This window comes from Bradyrhizobium sp. 87 (assembly GCF_023073015.1).
Classification (GTDB): domain Bacteria; phylum Pseudomonadota; class Alphaproteobacteria; order Rhizobiales; family Xanthobacteraceae; genus Bradyrhizobium; species Bradyrhizobium canariense_D.
In genome coordinates this window covers 102,325-126,182 of record NZ_JADPIQ010000135.1, presented here as the reverse complement: position 1 = coordinate 126,182, position 23,858 = coordinate 102,325, and the positions used below count along the sequence as shown (strand labels likewise).

The following is a 23,858-nucleotide window of genomic DNA, read 5'->3' as shown; positions in this document are numbered from 1 at the left end:
CTAACCCAGCTTCTCGCGTGCCAGCGCGGCACCGGCGCCGAGCGCCATCAGCTTGGCTTCGGCGATCTCGCGCCGCATCGGCGCCATGCCGCAATTGGTGGTGGCGATGATGTTGCTCTTGGGTACGAATTTCGACACCGCGTCGATCACCTGCACGACATCCTCGGCCGTCTCCACCGTGTCGCTGGCGACGTCGATCACGCCGGCCTGCACGATCTTGGTCTTGAGCAGCGCAAGCAGGTCGAGCGGCACCTTCGAGTTGCGGCACTCGATCGCGACCTGCTGGATTGGGCTGGCGTCGATCGCGGGAAATATCTGCTCGTACTGCCGCCATTGCGCGCCGAGCGTTTCCTTCCAGTCGGTGTTGGCCTTGATGCCGTAGCCGTAGCAAATATGCACGGCGGTGGCACAGGTCAGGCCCTGCGCGGCGCGCTCCAGCGCCTTGATGCCCCAATCGTTGACCTCGTCCATGTAGACGTTGAACGCGGGCTCGTCGAACTGCACGAGATCGACGCCGTCGGCCTGGAGCGCCTTGGCTTCCTCGTTCAGCAGTTCGGCGAACGCAAAGGCCATCTTGACGCGGTCGCCATAGTAGCGATCGGCAATGGTGTCGATGATGGTCATCGGGCCGGGCAGGGTGAATTTCAGCTTCTTCATCGTGTGCGCGCGGGCGACACGCGCCTCGTCGGCGTGGACGCGGCTCTTCAGCCGGAGCGGGGCGACGACCTGCGGCACCATCGCCTTGTAGCGATCCTTGCGGATACCCATCTCGACCTTGTGGGCGAAATCGATGCCCTCGATCTTCTCCAGGAAACCGTGGACGAAATGTTGCCGGGCCTGCTCGCCCTCAGTGACGATGTCGATCCCGGCGTCCTCCTGGACTTTAACGGCAAGCATCGTCGCATCGCGCTTGGCGCGGACGAGCTCGTCGCCTTGCGACTTCCAGGGCGCCCAGAGCATGTTGGGTTCGGCGAGCCATTCCGGCTTCGGCAAGGAGCCGGCGATCGTGGTTGGAAACAGCATGGCGGCCCTCTCGGCGGGTTATGATTGCGCCCCTTCCTGCCATGTCTTAACGTCGAGGTACAGAACAACAAAAGTCGCCTTGAAACCGGCGGCGCCGGACCGGAAACGCCATGATCGAATTCTTCTTCGACTGTTCCAGCCCCTGGACCTATCTCGCCTTCCACAACATCCAGCCGCTGGCCAGGGAGGTTGGCGCGGAGATCATCTGGCGGCCGATCCTGGTGGGCGGCATCTTCAATACGGTCAACCCAAGTGTCTACGCGCAGCGTGAGACGCCGGTGCCGCTGAAGGCGCGCTACATGAAAAAGGACCTTGCCGACTGGTCGCGCTCGGCCAGTCTCGCGATCAAGATGCCGCCGACGGTATTTCCGGTGAACAGCGTGAAAGCGATGCGCGGCTGCATCTGGCTCGGGCAGGAATCGGTGCCTTTCGCCACGGCGGTGTTCGAGACCTATTGGGGCGAGGACAAGGACATCTCGCAGGATTCAGTGCTCGCGGAGATCTGCAGGAAGGTCGGCGTCGATGAGCAGAAATTCTTCGCGGGCATTTCGGGGCAGGGGATCAAGGATCAGCTCAAGGCCAACACCGAAGAAGTCGTCGCCCGCGGCGGCTTTGGCTCGCCGACGATCTTTCTCGGCAAGACCGACATGTATTTCGGCAATGACCGCCTGCCGTTGATCCGCGAGGCGCTGCTGCGCGGCAAGGCGAGCGCGGCCTGATGGTGCGGGCTGTCGTTTGCCGCGCGCTCGGCGCGCCCGAAAAATTGCAGCTCGAAGAGTTTCCGTCGCGCGAGCTGAAGCCGGGCGAAGTGCGCGTCGCGATCCGTGCCGCCGGCCTGAATTTTCCCGACGTGCTGATGGCGGCCGGCGAATACCAGCTCAAGCCGGAGCTGCCGTTCACGCCGGGCATGGAGGCGGCCGGCGACGTGACCGAGGTCGGCGCAGAGGCGAGTGGCGTCTTCCTCGGCGACAAGGTCATCGTCAAGATGCGACACGGTGCCTTCACGGATGAAGCCGTGGTGACGCCGTCGCAGCTCACCCCGATGCCATCGACGTTCGACTATGCGGAAGCCGCGACCTATCTCGCCGGGCACGGCACCGCCTATCACGCGCTGATCGACCGCGGCCGGGTTGCGCCGGGCGAGGTGCTGCTGGTGCATGGCGCCGGCGGTGGCGTGGGCCTTGCTGCCGTGGAGATCGGCAAGATGCTGGGTGCCACCGTGATCGCGACGGCGTCCAGCGACGAAAAGCTCGCGGTCGCCAAGGCGCGCGGCGCCGATCATCTCGTGCGCTACGATCGCGAGCCGTTTCGTGATGCTGTCAAACGTATTACCGACGGGCGCGGTGCCGACGTCGTGTTCGATCCCGTCGGCGGAGAAGTGTTCGAAAACTCGATGCGTTGCATCGCCTGGGGCGCACGGCTGCTGGTGATCGGCTTCACCGGCGGCATCGGCTCGGCGAAAACCAATCTCTTGCTGATCAAAGGCGCCAGCGTGCTCGGCGTGCGTGCCGGCGAGGCCGTGCGGAAAAATCCAGCGCTTGGCGAAGTGCGCCTGAGGGCGCTGCTCACATGGGCGGAAGAGGGCAAGCTGCGCCCTAACGTCTCGCATCGCCTGCCGCTGGAGGAGTTTGCGCAGGCGATGCGGTTGCTGATCGACCGCAAGGCGATCGGGCGTGTGGCGCTGGTGATGGACTAAGCGCCTACAAGGTCACTTGTACTCCCGCTCAGTCCACCACGGGAAATAATCCGGCATGTCGCTCGATACCTTGTTCTTGAACTGCGCGGGGCGCTTTTCCAGGAACGACACCACGCCTTCCTTCACGTCGTCGGAGCGGCCGCGGGCGTAGATGCCACGGCTGTCGACCTTGTGGGCTTCCATCGGGTCGTCAGCGCCCATCATGCGCCACATCATCTGCCGGATCAGCGCCACCGATACCGGCGCGGTCTTGGCCGCGAATTCCTTGGCGAGCGCGCGGGCGGTCGGCAGCAGATCATCGGGGGCCACGACCTTGCTGACGAGACGTCCTGCGAGGGCTTCCTGCGCCGGGAAGACGCGGCCCGAATAGCACCATTCCAGCGCCTGCGAGATGCCGACGATGCGCGGCAGGAACCAGCTCGAGGCCGCCTCCGGCACGATGCCGCGCTGGGAGAACACGAAGCCGAAGCGCGCCGCATCGGAGGCGATGCGGATGTCCATCGCGAGCTGCATGGTAACACCGATGCCGACCGCGGGACCGTTGACCGCGGCAATCACCGGTTTCAGGCATTTGAAGATGCGCAGTGTCACCTGGCCACCGCCGTCGCGCACCTGGGAATCACTGTAGTCGACCTTGCCGTCGGCGAAGCGCTTCACCGGTCCGCGACGCGCGTCGCGATCAAAGGTGTCCGCGCCCGACGAAAGATCTGCGCCCGCGCAAAACCCGCGACCGGCGCCTGTGACGATGATGGCGCGGACGTCGTCGTCCTTGTCGGCGGCGTCGAACGCGTCGATCAGCTCTCCTTGCATCTGCGCGTTGAAGGCGTTGAGCTTGTCGGGCCGGTTCAGCGTGATGGTGAGGATCTGCTCGGCGACCTCGTATTTGATCGTCTCATACGCCATGGTGGTTTCCTTCCCTGTCCTGAATTCTGTCTCGAAGAGACGTCATGCATAGCCGCCAGCGTCCGTCTTGCGCGGACTGGGCATGTGGCGGCCAGTAAGAGAACGCGGATGGCCAGTCTAAACAACAAGCCCGGCCATGACGGAGTGTATCTAATTCGCCGGCGGGCTCGGCCAGGGCTTCTGCGGCCCGCGCAGGCTCTCGAAAGCCTTGGCCATGCCAAGCACGCCGATATCGTCGAAGCGGCGGCCGACGATCTGCACGCCGATGGGAAAACCCTTGGCGTCGAAGCCGCCGTTGATGGAGATCGCCGGATTCTCCGACATATTCCATGGCACGGTATAGGCAATGTGTTCGAACGGCTTCATGGGATCGTTGGTCGGCGAGGCCCACTCCGCCGGATAATTCACGTTCGGCGCGGTCGGCGAGATCACATAGTCGAGCTCGCAGAACAGCTTTGATGCCGCAGCGCGGATTGCCATGGTCTGGTTGAAGCCCCTGATGACGTCGACGCCCGAGAGCTTCGCGCCGGACTCGCCCCACTTGAAAATGTAGGGCAGCACCTTTGCCTGTTCGGCGGGCGTCAGCTTGGACAGATCGTCCCACATCCGTGCGCGCCAGAAGCTGTCGAGCCCGTCGAGCATCTCGCGCGTGAGGATGCCGTCGACCTCGGTGACGACGGCGCCTGCGGATTCGAACGCTTTCGCCGCCTTTACCGCGACCTCGCGCCCCGGTTTCTCCAGCGCCAGGCCAACGCCGGGATCGAGCATCAATCCGATGCGCAGTTTGCGCGGGGATTTCTCCGGCCCCTTCCAGCTGAGGGGCTCCGCTGGAAGGCTCATGCCGTCGCGCCGGTCGGGTTTTGCGATCACGCTCATCATCAGCGCGCAATCGTCAACGGTGCGGGTCATGGGGCCGGCGACGCGGCCGACATAGGTGGGATCGATCGGCACGCGGCCAAAGCTCGGCTTCAATCCGACGAGGCCGCACCAGCCCGCGGGCAGGCGGACCGAGCCGCCGATATCGGTGCCGAGATGCAGCGGACCATAGCCAGCCGCCGCAGCGGCGCCCGCGCCGGCGCTGGAGCCGCCGGGGTTCTTGGAGAGGTCCCAGGGATTGCGGGCGAGCGCGTGGAAGGAGGACAGCCCCGAGGACAGCATACCGTAATCGGGCATGGTGGTCTTGGCAAAGATGATCGCGCCGGCTTCGCGCAGGCGCGCGGCGGGCGGTGCGTCCTTCTCGGCCGGCACGAGCTTGACGCTGGCCGCGCCCAGCGGCACCGGCACGCCTTTGGTCGCGATGTTGTCCTTCACCGTCACCGGCACGCCGTCGAGCGCTCCGGACGGCTCGCCCCCGGACCAGCGCGCGGTCGAGGCCTTCGCGGTCTCGCGCGCGCCGTCGGGATCGAATGCATAAAGCGCCTTGAGGTGCGGCTCCCACGCGGCGACGTGCGCGAGCACGTCTTCCAGCACCTCGCTCGGCGAGAACTGCTTGGCGCGATAGCCCGCGATCAGATCGACCGCAGAGAGATCGTGCAGCGAGGTGACTTCCTCTTCGACACCCTTTTTATGCATGGGCACCCACCGGCATCCGGGTCTCGATGATCCGGGCGAACATGCTGGCACCGATCGGCAGGATCTTGTCGTCGAGCACGAAGCCGGGATTGTGCACGGGCACCGAGCCGTCGTGGCCGACCCAGAAATAGGCGCCGGGAATGGTTTGAAGCATGTCGGCGAAATCCTCGCTGCCCATCTTCGGCTGGGCGCGGGTGATCACGTTGGCGGGGTCGACGATGGTGCGCGCGACCTCCTCGACCACCTTGGACTGCTCGACCTGGTTGACCAGCACATCGAAGGTGTCGCGGATGTCGACGTCGATCACGCACTGATAGGCGCTCGCAATGCCGGCGCAGATCGTGCGAATGCGTTCGCTGATCAGGATGCGGACTTCTTTCGAGAAAGTGCGGATGGTGCCGCAAAGATGCGCTTCGCCGGGGATGACGTTGTACGCCGAACCGGCGTGAATCTGCGTGATCGAGACGACGGCGGCCTGCAGCGGCTCGACGTTGCGGCTGACGATGGTCTGGATCGCCTGCGCCAGCGTGGTCGCGATGATCACCGCGTCCTTGGAGCGTTCGGGCATCGCACCGTGCGCGCCGTAGCCAGTGATGCGGAGGTCGAAGAAGTCGGCGCTGGCCATCGCGGGGCCGGGCAGGATCGCGATCTCGCCGTGGTTGAGGTCGGGCGCGTTGTGCAGGCCGTAGAGTTCGTCGCAGGGAAATTTCTCGAACAGCCCGTCCTTGATCATCGCGCGGGCGCCGCCGAGACCTTCCTCGGCCGGCTGGAAGATCAGGTGCACGGTGCCGTCGAAGTTCCTGGTTTCGGCGAGGTAGCGCGCGGTGCCGAGCAGCATGGTGGTGTGGCCGTCATGGCCACAGCCGTGGAAGCGGCCGGGGATTTTCGAGCTCCATTTCAGATTGGTGTTCTCCTCCATCGGCAGCGCGTCCATGTCGGCGCGAAGCCCGATACGCTTGCCGCTCGAACCCTTGCCCTTGATGACTCCGATCACGCCGGTGCCGCCGAGACCGCGATGCACCTCGATGCCCCAGCTCTTCAGCTTGTCCGCGACGATTCCGGAGGTGCGCACTTCCTCGAAGCCGATTTCCGGATGGGCGTGAAGGTCGCGCCTGATAGCAGTGAGTTCGTCGGCATAGCCGTCGATGCGGTCGATCGTGGGCATGTGTTCTGTCCAGTTAGCGTGAGGAGGGAGTGAAAATCGGGCCGTTCGGCTTGATGCGGATGCCCGGCCGCAGGCGCGTCCATGGCAGCGTGGCTGTGTCCGCGGGCATCGCGCCGGGGGCGGCGCAGATCATCAGCTTTTCTGCGATCGGCTCGAAATCGGCGCGGAAGTGCACCGAGCTCTTGTTGACCAAAATCTTCTCTTCGGTCGGCTCGATGCCGACATAGCGGTACATTGCCTGATCGGCGAGCTGCGCCTTATGCGAGGATACGACGACCCGGACATCGCCGATGCGAAGGCAGGCCGACGGGCCCATCTCCATCTCGCGGCCGCCGTAGTAGGGACCGGGCGCGATGAAGCGGCCGTCCGAAAGTTTTTCGACGACGAAGGTCGCACGATAGGGCTCGTCGCCGGGAATGCCGGACTTGCCGCCGAGCGACAGCGTCACGGTGGCACCGGCGCCGGCTGCATGCGCGGCCTTGGCCGATTCCGGATCGTAGATCGCGCCGGTCGCGGCGCTGGCCTTGTTGCGGACCAGCGCGCGTAGCATGCCGGTGGTGTCGGAATCGCCGCCGGCGCCGGGATTGTCCTGGGTGTCGGCGATGATGATCGGCTTGCTGGCGCCCTTCGAGAGTTCCATCGCGTGGCGTACGCCGTCATCAGGTGACCAGATCTTGCCGTCGAAATCGTCCTCGTGGCTTTCGATCAGCTTCACGATCGCATCCGCCGCGCGGTCGGCATCGGCTTGCGTCTTGCCATAGGCGAACACGCTCGGCCCGCAATCGCGGAAATCGGCGGCGGGGAAGCCGGGGGCAAAGGACAGCGTCGGAACCGCGTCGCTCTCCAGCGCGGCAAGCTTTTCGTAGATGCGTTTGGTCGGCTGGTCGTTGGTGCACTGCCAGCTGATCGGAATCAGAAACGGCAATTGCCGGAAGGCCTTTGCGAAACGCCGCTGTGTCTTCAGAAGCAATGCGAGATGTTGCGCGCAGGCGCGGCCGGTCTCGGCCATGTCGACATGGGGATAGGTGCGGTAGGCGATCAGCGCGTCCGCATGCTCAATCATTTCGGGGGTGACGTTGGCGTGGAGATCGAGGCTGGTGACCAGCGGAATGTCCTTGCCGATGACGCGGCGCACGCGCGCGAGAATCTCGCCTTCGCCGTCGTCGAGATGTTCCGTGACCATCGCGCCGTGCAGATCGAGATAGACGGCGTCGATCGGGCCGGCGGCTGCAATGCCATCGACCATGACCTTCACGATGCGCTCGAAGGCGTCCTTGGTGACATGCGCCGAAGGGCTCGCGCCGCAGGCAATCGTTGGAATGAGTTCCCAGCCGTGGGCCTCGGCGCTGTCGACGAAACCGGCGAGGCCGACATTGATGCGGCGCATCACCTTCAGCACGTCGGGACCTTGCGTCATCGCCGGCCAGCCGCCGCCGTGCTGGAAGTCCGCGAACGTCGCCTTCGTCGGAGCGAAGGTGTTGGTCTCGTGCAGGAAGCCGCCGACGGCGATACGTGTCATCAACTCAAGTCCAGCAATTGAAAGTGCGCGACGTTAGCCCTGTGCTTGCGGCGAGAGCAAGCCGGGAAGCAATCGCGCCGCGCATGGCGTCAAGCCGTTTTGGGAATGCTTGTCGCAACCACCGTCATTGCGAGCGAAGCGAAGCAATCCAGAATCCCTCCGCGGGGACAGTCTGGATTGCTTCGCTGCGCTCGCAATGACGAGGCGAGAGACTAGGCGCTGGCCGCCGCGCCCTCGGCCACCGGCCGGAAGTTCGCAAAATCCCAGCCGCGGCCTGGCGCTGCCTCGAGCAAGGCTCTGGTGTACGCCTCCTTCGGATGCGTCAGCACTTCGGCGGCCGGACCCTGCTCGACGACGCGGCCGTGTTGCATCACCATGACCTCGTCGCAGATCTGTGCTGCGACGCGTAGATCGTGAGTGATGAACAGGATGGCGATGCCGAGCCGCTGCTGGATCTCGTCGAACAGTTCCAGCACCTGCGCCTGCACGGAGACGTCGAGGGCGGAGACCGCCTCGTCCGCGACCAGCACGTCGGGATCGAGTGCGAGCGCGCGGGCGATCGCAATGCGCTGACGCTGGCCGCCGGAGAACTGGTGCGGATAGCGCGCGACCGCATCGGCGGGCAGGCCGACCAGCTCGAGCAATTCGCGCGCACGCTTCGTTGCGTCGGCATGCGACACGCCGTAATTGATCGGGCCTTCCGCGATGCTTTCGCCGACGGTGACGCGCGGGTTGAGCGAGCGGTAGGGGTCCTGGAATACGATCTGGATCTTCTTCCGATGCGGCTGCAACAGCCGCCGCGAAATGTCCGAGATCTCGCGGCCGGAGAGGCGCACGCCGCCCGAAGTCGGGTCGATCAGGCGGACGATGCAGCGCGCCACGGTCGATTTGCCTGAGCCGCTCTCGCCGACGATGCCGAGCGTGCGGCCCTTGCGCAGCGTCAGCGTGACCTTGTCGGCAGCGACGACTTCGCGGCCTTTACCGAAGAACGCGCGCTCGCGGTAGACCTTCCCAAGCTCGTTGGCTTCCAGCACCACCGGTTCCTTGGTCTCAAGCCGTGCCGCGCGCGGCACCAGGCTCGGCACTGCGGAAAGCAGGTTGCGGGTGTACTCCATGGTCGGATTGCGCAGGATGGAATCCAGCGTTCCGGTCTCGACCAGTCGGCCCTGCCGCATCACGGCGACGCGGTCGGCGATCTCGGCGACCACGCCCATGTCGTGGGTGATGAACAGCACGGCGGTTCCGTGATCGCGCTGGAGGTCGCGGATCAGGGTCAAGATCTGCTTCTGCGTGGTGACGTCGAGTGCGGTGGTCGGTTCGTCCGCAATGAGCAGCTTCGGTTCGAGCACGAGCGCCATCGCGATCATGATGCGCTGGCGCTGACCGCCGGAGAGTCGGTGAGGGTAGGAGGCAAAGATACGCTCGACCTGGGGCAGGCGCACCTGCTCCATCATGTCGAGGATACGCTTCTTGCGCGCCTTCGCGTCGAGTTTGGTGTGCGCGCGCAGGACTTCGTCGATCTGACGGCCGACCGGCATCACCGGATTGAGTGCCGTCATCGGCTCCTGGAAGATCATCGCCATTCGGGTCGCGCGGAGCTGCCGCAGGCGGCGGTCGGTCGCGGTGAGAATCTCCTCGCCGACCAGCTTGACGCTGCCGCCGGTGGGAACGAGCGTGCCCTTCGGCAGCAGACCCATCGTGGTCAGGGAGGTCACCGACTTGCCTGAGCCGCTTTCGCCGACAAGGCACAGCGTCTCGCGCTCGTGCACCTGGATCGAGATGCCGTCGAGGATGTTTGCAGCATTCGGCTTCTTGCCGACGGACACGACGAGGTTGTTGATGTCGAGGATGGGGCTGGTCATCACTTGATCGGTCATCATTTGCCTTCCCGCTGCTTCATGCGCGGATCGAGTGCATCGCGGGCGGCGTCGCCGATCAAATTGATGCTGAGGATGGCGATCGAGAGCAGCAGGCCCGGCCAGAAGATCAGCGTCGGCTTGAGCTGGAAGTACTGACGGCCCTCGGCCATGATGTTGCCCCAGGTCGGCGTCTCCGGCGAGATGCCGGCGCCGAGGAAGGAGAGGATGGCCTCAGTAAGGATCGCGGACGCGCAGACGTAACTGCCCTGCACGATCAGAGGTGCGATCGTGTTCGGCATCAAATGCCGCCACATGATCTTTGGCAGGGATGTGCCGACCGAGATCGCCGCTTCAACATAGGGCTCTTCGCGCGCCGACAGCACGACCGAACGCACCAGGCGTGCCACGCGCGGAACTTCGGGGATCGTGATCGCGATCAGCACCGTCCAGAGGCTGGCGCCGGACAGCGACACCACGGCGATTGCCAGCAGGATGCTCGGCATTGCCATCAGGCCGTCCATGATCCGCATCATGACGGAATCGACCAGCTTGAAGAAGCCGGAGACGAGGCCGATCGCCAACCCAATGACGATCGACATGATCGCCGAGCCGATGCCGATCAGAAGCGAAATGCGTCCGCCATACATCACGCGCGACAGCAGGTCGCGGCCATAGGCGTCGGTGCCGAGCAGGAATTGCGCCGAAGAGGGCTTCAGCCGCTGCGAGGGCGCAAGCTGGATCGGATCATACGGCGCGATCAACGGCGCCAGGATCGAGATCAGCACAACCAACACCAGGCAGATGGTCGCCGCCGCGATGATCGGCGTCGAGGTCAGGAATCCGAGGCGCGGTCGCAGCGGCGACGTGATCGGGATGGAGGACTGGGGAAGGGTATCGACCGACATTTTTGTTGTTATCCTTAGCCCTAGTACCGGATCCGGGGATCGAGCAGCGTGTAGGCGACGTCGATCAGGAGATTGACGACGACATAGATCAGCGACGTCAGCAAGATCATCGCCTGGATCACCGGATAGTCGCGCGCCAGCACCGCATCCACCGTGAGGCGGCCGATGCCGGGGATGTTGAACACGCTCTCGGTGACGACGACCCCGGAGATCAAAAGCGCAAAGCCGGTGCCGATCACCGTGATCACGGGCACGGCCGCGTTGCGCAGCGCGTGCCGCATCATCACGGCGACTTCGTTGATGCCTTTTGCCCGCGCGGTGCGGACGTAGTCCTCCCCGAGCACGTCGAGCATCGCCGCGCGCGTCATGCGCGCGATCAACGCGATATAGATGAAGGACAGCGCACAGGTCGGCAGGATGATGCGCTCGAAGAACGGCCCAAACCCGTTCGAGATGCTGCGGAAGCCCTGCACCGGCACCCAGCGCAGGTCGATCGCGAAGACCTCGATCAGGATGTAGCCGACCACGAACACCGGCACCGAGAAGCCGAGCACGGACAGGCCCATCACGAAGCGGTCGATCCAGGTGCCGTGCTTCCACGCCGCGATCACACCTAGGGGAACCGCGACGATGACGGCGAGGATGATGGTCGACAGCGCGATCGAGATCGACGGCTCGACCCGCTGGCCGATCATCTTCATCACCGGAAGGTTGGAGATGAGTGACGTTCCGAGATCGCCATGCAGCAGCTTGTTCAGCCAGGTGATGAACTGCACGATCAGCGGCTCATTGAGCCCGAGCGAGGTGCGGATGCGCTCGAGCCGCTCCGGCGTGGCGTTGTCGCCGGCCAGAATCGCGGCGGGATCGCCCGGGGTGAGGCGGAGCAGGAGGAAGACGAACAGCGCCACCACGCCCATCACAGGCACGGCGGCGAGAATTCGGCGAAGGAGATATCCGAGCAAGTTGGATCCCGTCAGATGAGAGTCAAATCAGAGACAGCGGCTGGAGCCTGGGGTTCTGCCACCAGCCTAACATTTCAGCAATTCCCATGCCATCCGGGCCACCGTTTTTGCAGTGCGGTCAACTTGTTTCGGTGATCTGGCCCGGTTTTGGCGATGTGGCTCGCGCCGTTACTCCAGAGTCGCGAGCAGCCCCGCCATCAGCCGGCCGCGTTCGACCAGACTTTCAACCTCGATATACTCTTCGAGCGTGTGGCCGTTGCCGCCACGCACGCCCAGGCCGTCGAGAGTCGGGATGCCCATTGCGCCCGTGAAATTGCCGTCGGAGCCGCCGCCGGCGCTCGCATGCGGCAGTTCTGCGCCAAGCGACTTGGCGATCCCGCGCGCCCTTTCATACAGCGCCATGGTGCCGGCATCGGGCTCCCAAACCGGACGTGTCACGCCGCGCGTCACCTTGAAGGTGACATCATTGGTTGTACCGGAGAGCGCCAGCATCCTCTCGACGCCGCGATCGAGGTCAGCCTGGCGCTTGGCCATCGAAAGCGCTTCGCCGGTGGCGGTCGTGGCAACGCAATTGACCCATTGACCCCCGTGCACGACGCCGACTGAAAACGTGCAGTCTTCGCCCGTCATCGCATCGATGGCGAGGATTTGCCGCGCCATCTCGCGAATCGCCGAGCGGCCCGCCGACAAGGTCGCGCCGGCGTGGCTGGGACGGCCGGTCGCCTCGAGATTGAAGCGCGCGATGGCGTAACGTCCGGTGGTGACGCCGTTGTCGGCGCGGCCGGGCTCCGGCACCAGCACGTATTTGTTGCGCGCGGCTTCCGCCTCGATGATATCGCGCGTGGAGGGTGTGCCGACTTCCTCGTCGGGCGTGAACAGCACGGTGATCGGCAGTGGCGTCGTGAACGAGGCGCGGGCCAGTTGTCGGATGGCTTCCAGCGAAAGATAATTGCCGCCCTTCATGTCGTAGATGCCGGGGCCATAGCACTTGTTACCCTCGCGGCGCCATTTCAGCTTCTCGATGGTGCCTGTGGGGTGGACCGTATCCATGTGTCCGGCGATCAGGATGCCCGGTTCGCCCTGCTTCGGATGCGGAAAGCGGGCGCGGATCACGCCGCCAAAGCCCTGGCGACCGGCGATGCGCTCGATCGTCGCACCCATGATCGCCATCTCCCGCGCTGCGATATCGAGCATGCGGTTCACGGCGCTCGCGTCCCAGGTCGGGCTTTCGCATTCCACCCAGCCGCGCAGACCCTGGAGCATCGCTTCGGAATCGAAGGGAAGATTGGCTGGATTCATCTCAATGTCTCTCCAATGTCTCTTGGGCTTTGGAACATGGAACGCGCATTGCATCGGCGCGGGGCAGGACAGGCGGAGAGTGTTGTAGAGCCAAACCGATCCTTGTGGAGCCCGTGTGCGCGCCGCTTGGGCTTGCGGCGAAACCGGATTGACGCGCTCGGCACCGTCTGCAAGTCTCGAAAAGATAAAGGCATTGCATGAGGTTCGTTCGCCTAAAGAACGAACCGGATGCTCAATCAATAACCTGCCTTTGAACAGTTTCACGTCAGGAGAACTTTTTATGTTTAAGTTGATGCGCCGGGGGCCTCGCGCGTTCGCCTCCAAACTTGCGCTGTCGCTCGTCGCGCTTTCGACCGCACTGGCCTCGCCGGTGCTTGCGGCCGGCAAGACCATCACGGCGGTAATGCATTCGGATCTGCGCATCATCGATCCGATCTTCACCACGGCCTACATCACGCGCGACCATGGCTACATGATCTACGACACGCTCGTGGCGCCCGATTCGAACTTCAAGATCCAGCCGCAGATGGCGGACTGGAAGATCTCCGACGACAAGCTCACCTACACCTTCACGCTGCGCGACGGCCTGAAGTGGCATGACGGTGCGCCGGTGACGGCGGAGGACTGCGTCGCCTCGCTCAAGCGCTGGGCCGCAGTCGATGGCATGGGCCAGAAACTGCTCGACTTCACCGCCAGCATCGAGGCGACCGATGCCAAGACCATCACGCTGAAGCTGAAGGAGCCCTACGGCCTCGTGCTCGACTCGATCGGCAAGCCGTCCTCCCGCGTTGCCTTCATGATGCCGAAGCGCCTGGCCGAGACGCCGCCGGACAAGCAAATCCCCGAGCAGATCGGTTCGGGTCCTTTCAAGTTCGTGCAGTCGGAATTCCAGCCGGGCGTGAAGGCGGTCTATGTCAAGAACACCGATTACGTGCCGCGCAAGGAGCCGTCGAGCTGGACCTCCGGCGGCAAGGTGGTGAAGGTCGACCGCGTCGAGTGGATCACCATGCCGGACTCGCAGACCGCGGTGAACGCGTTGCAGTCGGGCGACATCGACTTCGTGGAAAATCTGCCTTACGACATGCTCCCGTTACTGGAAGCGAACAAGGACATCACGATCGAGGTCTCGAACAAGTTCGGTTTCCAGACGCTCGGCCGGATGAACTTCCTTTATCCGCCGTTCGATAATGTCAAAGTGCGCCGTGCTGCCTTTCTGGCGATAAACCAGAAGGACGTTCTCGACGCGCTCGTCGGCAACGCCAAATATCAGAAGGTCTGTGGCGCCTTCTTCGTGTGCGATACGCCGTTCGCGACGGAGGCCGGTGCCGAGACCCTGGTGAAGGGCAACGGCATGGCCGAAGCCAAGAAGGCGCTCGCCGAATCCGGCTATGACGGCACCCCGATCGTGATCATGGCCCCCGGCGATGTCACGACGCTGAAGGCGCAGCCGATCGTTGCGGCTCAGTTGCTGCGCGAGGCCGGCTTCAAGGTCGACCTGCAAGCGACCGATTGGCAGACGGTGGTGAGCCGCCGCGCCAGTCAGAAGCCTCCGAAAGAGGGCGGCTGGAACATGTTCTTCACCAACTGGGTCGCGGCCGACGTCTCCAACCCGATCGCCAATCTCTCGATCGGCGGCCAAGGCAAGAAGGGCTGGTTCGGTTGGGCCGAGAACGCCAAGATCGAAAAGCTCAAGGACGACTTCGTTCGCGCCGCCTCGCTCGACGATCAGAAGAAGATCGCCTCTGACATCCAGAAGGAAGCCTATGAGCAGGTGATCTACATCCCGCTGGGGCAGTATCTCCTGCCGAGCGGCTGGCGCAAATCGCTGACCGGCGTGCTCGACGGTCCCGCGACCCCGCTGTTCTGGAACGTCGACAAGTCGGAGTAGGGCAAAGGCCCTTCCTTTCGTCCGGATCATCATGCGGCGCCGCTGTCATCAGCGGCGCCGCTCTTTTGCCAGTCTCGGTCCTTTGTTGACCTTACGCCGGCTGAGAAAGCGGATGCTTTCAACGTTCCCAGTCTGCGGTCATTGCTATTTGTTTCGATCCAGAACTAGATGTGTCGTGCTCGCGCATCATCTTCCTCCCTCCATTTGATTCCAGTGCCGATCGATTTTGCATTCCAGGCGATGGCCGAACGGTCCGATCGCGCGCCGGCACGATGGCGCCGGCCATTCCGGCGTTGGCTCGATGGCGTCGAGACGGGCTGGGCCGTGCCGCTTCTCGTCGCCTGCTTCGTCGGGATCTGGACGCTCTATCTGGCAGTCGCCTATGCCGGCAGCGGTCTGCACCCCGATACGCTGGAGGCCTGGACGCTGGGGCGGCATTTCGCGTGGGGCTATCCCAAGCATCCGCCATTGACCGGCTGGGTTGCCGCGAGCTGGAGCGCCATTTTTCCGCTCACCGACTGGTCGCTGCAATTGATGGCGATGGCCAACGCCGGGCTCGCGCTGGTCTTCGTCGATCGGATCGCGCGGCAATTCGTGAGGGGGCACAAGCGCGTCCTGGTGCTGTTGATCCTGATGCTGACGCCGGCCTATCAATTCCATGCCCAGCGCTTCAACGCCAATGCGGTGCTGCTGGCGGTCTGGCCGCTGGCGACCTGGTGCTTCCTGCGCGCATTCGAGACCCGAGCGGCGTCGTGGGCGGTTGCCGTGGGATGCACGACGGCACTGGCCATGGTCGGCAAATATTATTCGATCTTCCTTGTCGCGAGCTTCACGTTTGCCGCGCTGGCGCATCCGGCGCGACGCGCCTATTTCACTTCCGCCTCGCCCTGGATTTCGGTCGTCGTCGGGCTTGCGGCGCTGTCACCGCATCTTCATTGGCTCGCGACCACGGGGGCATCGACCTTCACCTACGCGCTGAACCATGCCAACGGCACTGCGGCGAGTTCTGCTGCTGATGTCAGGAACTTCCTTTTGGGCCTGTTGGCGGCCATGAGTGTGTCAGCCGTCAGCTGGGTATTGATCGCCGGCACGCGGCCGAAGCAGTTTCCGGACGATTTCGCGGCAATGAATCCGGGCCTGCGGCTCCTCTTTTACGTTGCCGTCGGCACGATTGCGCTGCCGGTCCTGATCTCGCTCGTGATGGGCACCGATCTGCCGTCGCTATGGGCTTTGCAAGGGTTGTTTCTGTTCGCCATTCTCGTGGTCTGCGGCACAAATTATTCAATCGAGCGCTTTTACACCGTCAACCTCACCGTGGTCGTGGCCGGTGTCGCGCTCACGGCCGTCCTCGTCGCCGCGCCGACCCACGCGGTCTATCGCAACCATCACGGTTACGAGGAGGGGCGCAATTTCTACGCGCAGGCGGCGAGCCGATTGACACGCGAGTGGCGCGAACTGACGGACGAGCCGCTCGCCGCCGTCAGCGGCGACGATTCACCGGCCTTCGCGACAGCCTTCTACAGCCCGGACCACCCGCACCACGTGCGGCCGTTCGAGGATCAATATCCCGGGGGCTTGCCGCACAAGACGACGCTGGAGCGCGGCTGGGCCGCGCTCTGTTTTCGCGATCAGGATGACTGCAGCCGGTGGATGGACTCGGTGGCCGGGCGCGCCGGGCATTTCATCAGGCGGGAACTTATCATACAGGCGCAGCTATGGGGCCGGCCCGGTCTCACGCGGGAAGTGTTTGTGCTGATGGTGCCGCCCCGTGGAAGCGGCGCGGCACCCGAAGGCATTGCGGACGATTTCAGCGCCAGCAGGCGCGCAACGGAATAGGCGTCTTGCTCAGCAGTGGCTGTCGCGGACCCGCTCGAGCCCTTCACTCGCGAATGGCACGGTGACGGCGGTCTTTTCGGCGCTCGACGGCGTGCGTTCCGTCTCCGCCCGTTCCGCAGCGTCGTGGTCTTTACGGTGTTTCGGTTCCATTGAAGCGCCCTTTCAAATTGTTGCAGTACAACATCGAGAGCGCCACGGAGTTCCTCAGCCGATGGCGCGATGATGCGGCCTGAACAACCGTCCTCTCTCCACCACCAGCACGATCGCGAGCGCGGCGAGGGACGACACGAAGAAGCCGACCGAGAACGGCAGCAACGTGCCGTCGAAGCTTTGTCCGATGGCCATGCCGACGGCGATGCCGATCAGCGTGGTGATCGAGCCGTAGAGCGAGGACGCCGTGCCGGCGATGTGGCCCTGCGGCTCCATGGCGAGTGCAGTGAAGTTGGCGACCATCATGCCGAACGAGAACATCATCAGCGCCGAGAGCACCATGAACAGGGGAAGCGGCAACGCGGCGAGGCTTTCCGTCAGCAGCATCACTCCCGCCACCGCGGTGTAGAGCGTCAGCGCGCCGTGCGAGATCACGCGCATGCCGAGGGTCCCGACGAATCGCGCATTGAGAAAGCCGGCAATGGCGGTGCCGGCCGCGATCCCGGCGAAGGCGAGCGGAAAATAATGGCCGAGGTGATAGATGCCGACAAAAACTTGCTGAGCCAAAAATACGTAGGCGAACAGCGCGCCCATGACGCTACCGGCGGCGAGCGCATAGCCGAGGGTTTGGCGATGGGTCACGGTCTGCCAGTAGGCCGTGAGCACGTCGGCCGGCGCAAGCGACCTGCGTTCGCTCTCAGGCAGGGTCTCCGGAAGCCGCAGCACGGACCATGCAAGCGCGAGCAGCCCGTAGAGCATCAGCACGACGAAGATGCCGCGCCATTGCGTCACCAGCAGCACCGCCTGTCCGAACGAAGGGGCGATCACGGGGACGGCGATGAAGATCATCATCGCAAGCGACATCACGCTCGCCATGCGGCGGCCGACGTAACAGTCGCGCACGATCGAGGTCGCGATCACGCGAGTCGCCGAGGTACCGAAACCCTGCAGTGCGCGTGCCAGCAGCAGCGTCTCGAACGACGGCGCCGCAATCGCCAGCACGCTTGCCACCGCATAGACCGCCATCCCGCCGAGCAGCACCGGGCGGCGGCCAAAGCGATCCGACAGCGGGCCCATGACGAACTGCCCCGCGCCAAAGCCGATCAGGAAGGTCGACAGCACCAGCTGAAGATGGTTGGCGACGGGGATATTGAAGGCCGACCCGATATTGGGCAGTGCCGGGAGCATCATGTCCATCGCAAGCGGATTCAGCGCCATGATCGACGCGATCACGATGACGAATTCGGGGAAACCCATGGGACGGTGTCCCGAGGACACCCAGTCGTCGGCATTGACGTCGGACAAGAAGCTCACCTCTGATTTGAGGCCCTTATCTATCTTCAATGCTGCGTTGCACAAGCAACGTTTCGGGATGGCTGGCAGGCGGTGCAGGAGCAGACAGGAATTGATGAGGTATCAGCGCTCGCGGCCGCCGCGCGCGGCGGGATCCTCCGCGCAGCTTTCGTGGTGCGGGCAGCCGGGGTCGAACCGGCACAGCGCTTGCGCGCCGAGGGATTTTAAGTCCCTTGCGTCTACCAATTCCGCCATGCCCGCTTGATCCAACGAGATCAGCCACTTAAGTCCCTTGCCGGCGGTCTGGAATTGGCATTTGCAGGCCGGAGGGGTGGTTCTTCCTTAGGCGAGCCGGCGGCACAAGGCAAAGCCTCAATCCGGACATCTGTTGTTGCTTTAGGCATTCTCAATCGACGGGGACTATTCATCCGGCATGTCAGCTTTGATCCAATATCGCCTGCGCCCGTGCTGCGTGGTCGCCGCGCTGCTCGCGGCCGACTTCGCGCTGTCCGGCTGCGCCGGCATGAGCGAGACGGTCGCTCCGGCCTTTGCCGATCCCGCCAAGTACGAATTGTACGATTGCAAGCAGCTCGAAGGCGAGCGCAAGTCGATCGCCAACCGCACCGGCGATTTGCAGAGGCTGATGGACAAGGCACAGACCGGCGCGGGCGGCGCCGTGGTGTCGGAGCTTGCCTATCGCAACGACTACATCGCAGTACGCGGGCAGGCGCAGATGGCCGATGACGCTTGGCGCCGCAACAAGTGCCGGGAAACGCCCCCCGAGGCGACGCCGGCCGCCGCGGCGCCCGCAGCCAATCCTGGCCCGATCAAGCCTGGCCCGAAATCGACAAGAGCAGTGCGCTGAAACGTCCTGACATCAGCGCCTCGCGTCAGGGCCGCCAGCCGTAGATCCAGTCCTGCCGTGCCAGCATGCGTTCCGGGCCGAGGGCGCGGACCGCAAGATCGCGCGCGAACGCGAGCGGCCCACTGAAATGATAGATGCGGCCCTGCTGCCGCGCGGTCCGCTGCACCCGCCGCACGCGCGCCTGGCGCGTCCGGCCGTATTGTCTCAGCGCTGCCGTGATGCCCGCGGTGGTCTCGGCGATCTCAGGGCTCAAATGCTGCGCGAGCACTGCGGCGTCCTCGATCGCCATGCCGGCGCCCTGGGCCGCAAACGGCAGCATCGCATGCACGGCGTCGCCGAGCAGCGCGACCGGGCCTTTGCTCCAGGGGCAGTCGTCGGGGACGCCGAACAGCGCCCATTTCCGCCAGCTGTCGACTGTGGCGAGCATCATGCGCGCCGGCGGCGGCCAGCGCGGCGCGGCGAAGGCGTCCAGCACTTCGCGGGGATCGCCGGGCGTGCTCCAGCCCGGCCTGTTCCAGGTGCCCGGCAGCACCGCGACCACGTTGATCTGGCGTCCGCCCGCGATCGGGTAGGCGACGAGATGGGCATTCGGGCCCATCCAGAGCTGGACCCGGCGCGCTGTGTAGTCCTTCGGCAGTTGCGTGGCATCGAGCGTACCGCGCCAGGCAATCAGCCCGGAGAAGCGCGGCTGCACCTCGGGGAATAGATGCTGGCGCACCGTCGACCAGATACCGTCGGCGCCGATCAGCGCACTGGCGAGATCGCTGCGCCGGATCGTGCCGCTGCGATGAACCACCGTCAGCCCCTTCACGTGAGGCGCGACGTCTTCGAAGGTCGCGCCGAGTTTCAGGTCGATATCGGGATGGTCGGAAACTGCGCCGGCGAGGGCGGATTGCAGGTCGGCGCGGTGCACCACCCAATAGGGGGCGCCGGCGCGCTCGGCGGCGGCTTCTCCCAGCGGCATGCGCAAAAGCTCACCGCCGGCCCGCGCGCTCATGATCGAGACTGCCTCCGGGATCACGGCGCGCAACTTGAGGCGCTCGGTGAGGCCGAGCTCGACCAGCACGCGGCTGGCGTTCGGGGAGAGTTGCAGACCGGCGCCGACTTCCTCGAGCCGCTCGGCCTTTTCCAGCACGATGATGCGGAAGCCGCGGGCCGCGAGCGCAAGCGCAGCCGTCAGTCCACCGATGCCGGCACCGGCGATGACAATCGTTCGGGGGAGCGCCACCCCTGGCCGATCGAAGCGGTCAGGCCACCTTGTCCTTCAGGACGCATTCCGGCGGACGGGCTTCGCCCGCCTTCAGGTCGGCGGCGAAACGGTACAGAGTCGAGCAGTACGGGCAGATGATCTCGTTGTCGTTGCCGAGGTCGAGGAAGACGTGCGGATGATCGAACGGAGGGTTGGCGCCCACGCACATGAACTCTTGCGAGCCGATCTCGATGACGGGGACACCGGCATCGTTGTGGAAGTGCGGGACGACATGGTCGGACATCGTACTCATCCTGGAGTGGCAATGGCGGCAGACACAATCACGACTGCCGCGGCATTATTAAGGCGCCGCGGACCATACTGGTGGGTGGAGATGATTGCTAGTCCAGCGGAACCGAAAGCTCCGCAATGCCCCATGCTCATTTGCTCATGCAAATTCGACACAATCTTGCGGCCTGAGAGAAGCCCTTCTTTCGTCGGGGACGTTGTGTCGCAATTTTGGCATACTATGTCTGTGGACGAGCGTAATTGCGACGAAAGACAACCGTTAGGCGTCAACGATCTCAGGACCGTCCAGGCTCTCCGCATGAAGTGGTTGCGAATCAGCACAGCGTTGACCGGTATCGCGGCATGCGGCTTCATGCTCGCGCAGGTAGCACCGCACGCCCGCGAGGCCGGGGCGATTCTGGCCGCCCAGGACGATCCCGCCGCGCTCTCAGAGATCAAGCTCGACGCGCTGCTGCGGCACAACGACCGCCTGATTCAAGACAACATCGAGGTCGCGCTCGCATCGGGCGATGCCGATCTTGCCGACAGTTTTGTCGCACTGGCGCGCGACCGCAACATCGCGCTGCCTGACGACCTCCCGAGCCGTGTCGGTGACGCGGTCAAAGCCGAAAACTCCACCTCGCATTTCGCAAAACGGTTTGCCACCGGTCTCGTTACCGGCAACGCGGATGATGTTGCGAGCTTGTCGGGAACCGTGGCCGGCGATCTCTTCGTCATCGGCGACATCAGGGACGTCGTCCGCGAGGGCAAGCACCTCGCCATGGGCGAGGAGACCGATCGCCTGGTGCTGGGCCTTGCGGCCGCGGGTCTCGCGGTCACGGCCGTGACCTACGTCTCCGTCGGCGGTGCCGCGCCGGTTCGCGCCGGGCTGACGCTGGTGAAGGACGCGCGCAAGGTCGGCCGGCTCGGCGAGGGACTAGCGGCGTGGGCCGGCCGGTCCGCGCGCGAGGTCGTCGATACGCCGATGCTCCAGAACGCGGTTGCCTCCGGCTCGGTGCTGCGGCCGGGCCAGACCTTGAGCGCGATCAAGGCCGCGTTCCGCGCCGAGAAGGCCGGCGCGCTGGTTCGGCTCGGCAAGGATGTTACGCGCGTGGTCGAGAAGACCGGCACGCGCGGCGCGATGGATAGCTTGCGCATCGCTGAAGGTCCCAAGGACGTCGCACGCGCGGCGCGGCTCGCGGAAGCGCAGGGCGGCAAGACGCGCGCGATTCTGAAGCTGCTCGGCCGCGGCGCGCTGCTGCTGATCGGCGGGGCGTTCAATCTTGCACTCTGGCTGTTCGGTGCGGCGTTGACGCTGCTCGGCCTGTTGTCCTCGATCAAGGCGACGACGGAGCGCCTGACCCAGGCCTGGTGCGATCGCAGACGGGCGCGGCGACTTCGCCAGGCGCGGATCGCCGCCGAAGCCGTTCTGGCAAGCCCTGCCATCACGGCCTAAGATACCTCTTCCCCTCAAGATTGCGGAACTGATGATGCCGAGCTTTCACAACGGCGCCGTTGAAATTGCCTATCTCGACGAAGGCGAGGGCGATCCGATCATCCTGGTGCACGGCTTTGCCTCCAGCAAGAACGTGAACTGGGTCTATCCGACCTGGGTCTCGGAGCTGCGCAAGAACGGCCGCCGTGTCATTGCGCTCGACAATCGCGGCCATGGCGAAAGCGCAAAGCTCTACGAGCCCGCGCAGTACTCCATCCCGACCATGGCCGCCGACGTGCTCGCGCTGATGGATCACCTCGCCATCCCGCAGGCCGATCTCATGGGCTATTCGATGGGCGGACGGATGACGGCCTGGCTCTCCCTCAACGAGCCGCAGCGCCTGCGTTCGGCAATCCTTGGCGGCATCGGCATCGGCGGCCTGATCGAGGGCACCGGGCCCGGCGAGAACGTCGCGAAGGCGCTGGAAGCGCCCTCGCTCGACGACGTCTCCGATCCCGTCGGACGCACGTTTCGTGCTTTTGCAGACCAAACCCGTTCCGACCGCAAGGCGCTGGCCGCCTGCCTGCGCGGCACGCGCGATCTCATGACGAAGGACGAAGCCGCGCGCATCGACGTGCCCGTGCTGATCGCGGTCGGCAGCACCGACGACGTCGCGGGTTCGGCCAGCGCACTCGGTGCCATCATCCCGGGTTCGGAAGTGCTCGATATTCCCGGTCGCGATCACATGCGCGCAGTCGGCGACAAGGTCTACAAGACTGGCGTGCTCGATTTCCTCTCACGCCGCGCCTGAGGCGATGAGGCGGTGTGGGCCATCCACTCCGTTCGGCAACCGTCCATTCCTGTACCTAGGGATCGGGGTTCGCTAAGGGCGCATATGAGACTCAGCTCGAAGCCACAGCTTTATCGAGGTCAATCGGATACTTGCAATTCCGATCCGTCCAACTGCGCACGGGCTCCGTCGGCGCGTCGCGCAGCCCGGTAACGGCCGGGCGACTGACCAATGTGCCGGTGAAACAACTTCGAAAACGCCGCTGCAGTCTCGTAACCGATCCGGTTGGCAATCCGTGCGATCGGTTCGTCGCTGGTTTCCAGCAGGAACGCCGCCTCCGCCATCCGGGGTTCGATCACATAACGTTGCATGGGCTGGCCCACGAGCCTAGTGAAGCGCGCCGAAAATGCCGAGCGGCCGAGCCCGACGCGACGGCCTAGGTCGCTCAGCGTCCAAAGCTGCTCCGGACTTTCGTGAATCAGCTTCAGCGCCGGTCCGATATGGGGGTCAGAAATGGCCCCGATCCAGCCGCCTTGCCCGGGACTGAGAGACGCGATCCAGCTTCGCAGCACCTCGACGAAGAGCACTTCCGTCAGTCGTGAAAGCGCGACGCCTTGGCCAGGACGCTCGAGCGCGGACTCGCTCATCATGCGGCGCAGGATGGCTTCAAGCCAACCACGGTCGGACGTCGGCTTCAGCAAGAGCACGGGTGGAAGCAACTCCAGCACGCTGCCAAACGTCGGCCGCGACACCGTGAAATTGCCGCAGAGCATGGTCGAGAGCGGCTTTGCACGGCTGCCGTGACGAACGAATCCGAGGCGTGGCGACGACCGTTCGATATCCACGATGCGCAAAGGCTCGGCCCGGCGATCCGAATAAAACACATGGGGCTCGCCACGTGTGATGACGACAAAATCGCCCCCGGTGATCTGGATTTCCTCTCCCTGTTCGAGCGCGAGGGTCGCTGAACCTTGGCTGAGATAGTGAAACAGGGCGTAGGGGCGCGCCGGCAACTCAAGATGCCAGGGATGGCCGAGCTCGAAGTGAAAGAGCAGCGTCCCGCCGAGACGAACCCGATCGAGCACCTGGGTGAGTATATCCATCCCCCGAGACTAGAACCGCGGACGATCGGACACAAGACACGGACGATTGGTCCCTATCGTCCGAGAGGTCCACGGAATACGTCATGCCACGGCGGGCCGACGGGACGTGCGGCAACCA

20 protein-coding genes and 1 tRNA gene are annotated in these 23,858 nt (G+C 64.5%); 7 read left to right on the top strand and 14 right to left on the bottom strand.

All coding sequences use genetic code 11. From position 1 onward, the window contains the following. Positions 1-1,023: a methionine synthase gene (locus IVB50_RS37210; protein WP_085351098.1), complete on the bottom strand. Its 1,023-nt coding sequence runs from the start codon at positions 1,021-1,023 to the stop codon at positions 1-3. Between the two features lie 110 nt (positions 1,024-1,133). Here IVB50_RS37210 and IVB50_RS37205 point away from each other — a divergent pair, with 110 nt between their 5' ends. Together IVB50_RS37205 and IVB50_RS37200 are read left to right on the top strand one after the other, a co-directional pair. After that, entirely contained in the window at positions 1,134-1,742 is a 609-nt protein-coding gene (locus IVB50_RS37205; RefSeq protein ID WP_247299784.1) for a 2-hydroxychromene-2-carboxylate isomerase, read from the top strand. Further along, positions 1,742-2,719, top strand: coding sequence for an NADPH:quinone oxidoreductase family protein (locus tag IVB50_RS37200; RefSeq protein WP_247299783.1), 978 nt, complete (start codon positions 1,742-1,744; stop codon positions 2,717-2,719). Before IVB50_RS37205 ends, IVB50_RS37200 begins: the two co-directional genes overlap by 1 nt. Before the next feature lie 12 nt (positions 2,720-2,731). Here the strand turns inward: IVB50_RS37200 and IVB50_RS37195 are convergent, their stop codons facing one another. From IVB50_RS37195 to IVB50_RS37160, 8 genes are all read right to left on the bottom strand, one after another. Next, positions 2,732-3,622 carry a crotonase/enoyl-CoA hydratase family protein gene (locus IVB50_RS37195; protein WP_085351100.1) on the bottom strand — a complete coding sequence of 297 codons (891 nt, stop codon included), beginning with the start codon at positions 3,620-3,622 and terminating at the stop codon, positions 2,732-2,734. A 150-nt stretch (positions 3,623-3,772) separates the two neighbouring features. Beyond that, positions 3,773-5,194 carry an amidase gene (locus IVB50_RS37190; protein ID WP_247299782.1) on the bottom strand — a complete coding sequence of 474 codons (1,422 nt, stop codon included), beginning with the start codon at positions 5,192-5,194 and terminating at the stop codon, positions 3,773-3,775. Next, positions 5,187-6,359, bottom strand: a complete 1,173-nt coding sequence (locus IVB50_RS37185; protein WP_085351102.1) for a M20 aminoacylase family protein — start codon at positions 6,357-6,359, stop codon at positions 5,187-5,189. The genes IVB50_RS37190 and IVB50_RS37185 overlap by 8 nt, the downstream gene beginning before the upstream one ends. Positions 6,360-6,372: 13 nt before the next feature. Then, positions 6,373-7,878 carry a M81 family metallopeptidase gene (locus tag IVB50_RS37180; RefSeq protein ID WP_247299781.1) on the bottom strand — a complete coding sequence of 502 codons (1,506 nt, stop codon included), beginning with the start codon at positions 7,876-7,878 and terminating at the stop codon, positions 6,373-6,375. 212 nt (positions 7,879-8,090) lie between these two features. Next, complete coding sequence (locus tag IVB50_RS37175) at positions 8,091-9,740, bottom strand: ABC transporter ATP-binding protein (RefSeq protein WP_247299806.1); 1,650 nt, start codon at positions 9,738-9,740, stop codon at positions 8,091-8,093. A 14-nt stretch (positions 9,741-9,754) separates the two neighbouring features. Further along, positions 9,755-10,642 carry an ABC transporter permease gene (locus IVB50_RS37170; protein WP_085351104.1) on the bottom strand — a complete coding sequence of 296 codons (888 nt, stop codon included), beginning with the start codon at positions 10,640-10,642 and terminating at the stop codon, positions 9,755-9,757. Between the two features lie 20 nt (positions 10,643-10,662). Next, positions 10,663-11,604: an ABC transporter permease gene (locus IVB50_RS37165; protein WP_007602533.1), complete on the bottom strand. Its 942-nt coding sequence runs from the start codon at positions 11,602-11,604 to the stop codon at positions 10,663-10,665. 168 nt (positions 11,605-11,772) lie between these two features. Further along, the gene (locus tag IVB50_RS37160) at positions 11,773-12,903 is read right to left on the bottom strand and encodes a M20/M25/M40 family metallo-hydrolase (RefSeq protein WP_085361718.1); all 1,131 of its coding nucleotides are present in this window, start codon (positions 12,901-12,903) and stop codon (positions 11,773-11,775) included. A 280-nt stretch (positions 12,904-13,183) separates the two neighbouring features. Here IVB50_RS37160 and IVB50_RS37155 point away from each other — a divergent pair, with 280 nt between their 5' ends. Further along, positions 13,184-14,791 (top strand): ABC transporter substrate-binding protein, encoded by a 1,608-nt coding sequence (locus tag IVB50_RS37155; protein WP_231190580.1) that lies wholly within the window; start codon positions 13,184-13,186, stop codon positions 14,789-14,791. 240 nt (positions 14,792-15,031) lie between these two features. Beyond that, positions 15,032-16,627, top strand: coding sequence for a glycosyltransferase family 39 protein (locus IVB50_RS37150; protein WP_346771316.1), 1,596 nt, complete (start codon positions 15,032-15,034; stop codon positions 16,625-16,627). Between the two features lie 204 nt (positions 16,628-16,831). Here IVB50_RS37150 and IVB50_RS37145 read toward each other — a convergent pair whose 3' ends face one another. After that, positions 16,832-18,082: a multidrug effflux MFS transporter gene (locus IVB50_RS37145; protein ID WP_026232922.1), complete on the bottom strand. Its 1,251-nt coding sequence runs from the start codon at positions 18,080-18,082 to the stop codon at positions 16,832-16,834. A gap of 160 nt (positions 18,083-18,242) precedes the next feature. After that, positions 18,243-18,331, bottom strand: a tRNA-Leu gene (locus tag IVB50_RS37140). A gap of 172 nt (positions 18,332-18,503) precedes the next feature. On the opposite strand from IVB50_RS37140, the gene IVB50_RS37135 reads away from it, so the two are divergent. Beyond that, entirely contained in the window at positions 18,504-18,935 is a 432-nt protein-coding gene (locus IVB50_RS37135) for a twin-arginine translocation pathway signal (RefSeq protein ID WP_085351108.1), read from the top strand. A gap of 25 nt (positions 18,936-18,960) precedes the next feature. Here the strand turns inward: IVB50_RS37135 and IVB50_RS37130 are convergent, their stop codons facing one another. Beyond that, positions 18,961-20,163 carry an FAD-dependent monooxygenase gene (locus IVB50_RS37130; protein ID WP_247299779.1) on the bottom strand — a complete coding sequence of 401 codons (1,203 nt, stop codon included), beginning with the start codon at positions 20,161-20,163 and terminating at the stop codon, positions 18,961-18,963. A 19-nt stretch (positions 20,164-20,182) separates the two neighbouring features. Continuing rightward, a complete protein-coding gene (locus IVB50_RS37125) occupies positions 20,183-20,428 on the bottom strand; it encodes a zinc-finger domain-containing protein (RefSeq protein WP_007602543.1) in 246 nt (81 codons plus the stop codon). Positions 20,429-20,731: 303 nt separating this feature from the next. Between IVB50_RS37125 and IVB50_RS37120 the strand changes: the two genes are divergently transcribed. Further along, the gene (locus IVB50_RS37120; protein ID WP_247299776.1) at positions 20,732-21,868 is read left to right on the top strand and encodes a hypothetical protein; all 1,137 of its coding nucleotides are present in this window, start codon (positions 20,732-20,734) and stop codon (positions 21,866-21,868) included. A 34-nt stretch (positions 21,869-21,902) separates the two neighbouring features. Further along, on the top strand, positions 21,903-22,658 hold the full coding sequence (locus IVB50_RS37115) for an alpha/beta hydrolase (protein WP_026232923.1): 756 nt from the start codon (positions 21,903-21,905) through the stop codon (positions 22,656-22,658). A 119-nt stretch (positions 22,659-22,777) separates the two neighbouring features. On the opposite strand, the gene IVB50_RS37110 is transcribed toward IVB50_RS37115, so the two are convergent. Next, positions 22,778-23,740 carry an AraC family transcriptional regulator gene (locus IVB50_RS37110; protein ID WP_247299774.1) on the bottom strand — a complete coding sequence of 321 codons (963 nt, stop codon included), beginning with the start codon at positions 23,738-23,740 and terminating at the stop codon, positions 22,778-22,780. Positions 23,741-23,858: the final 118 nt, after the last annotated feature.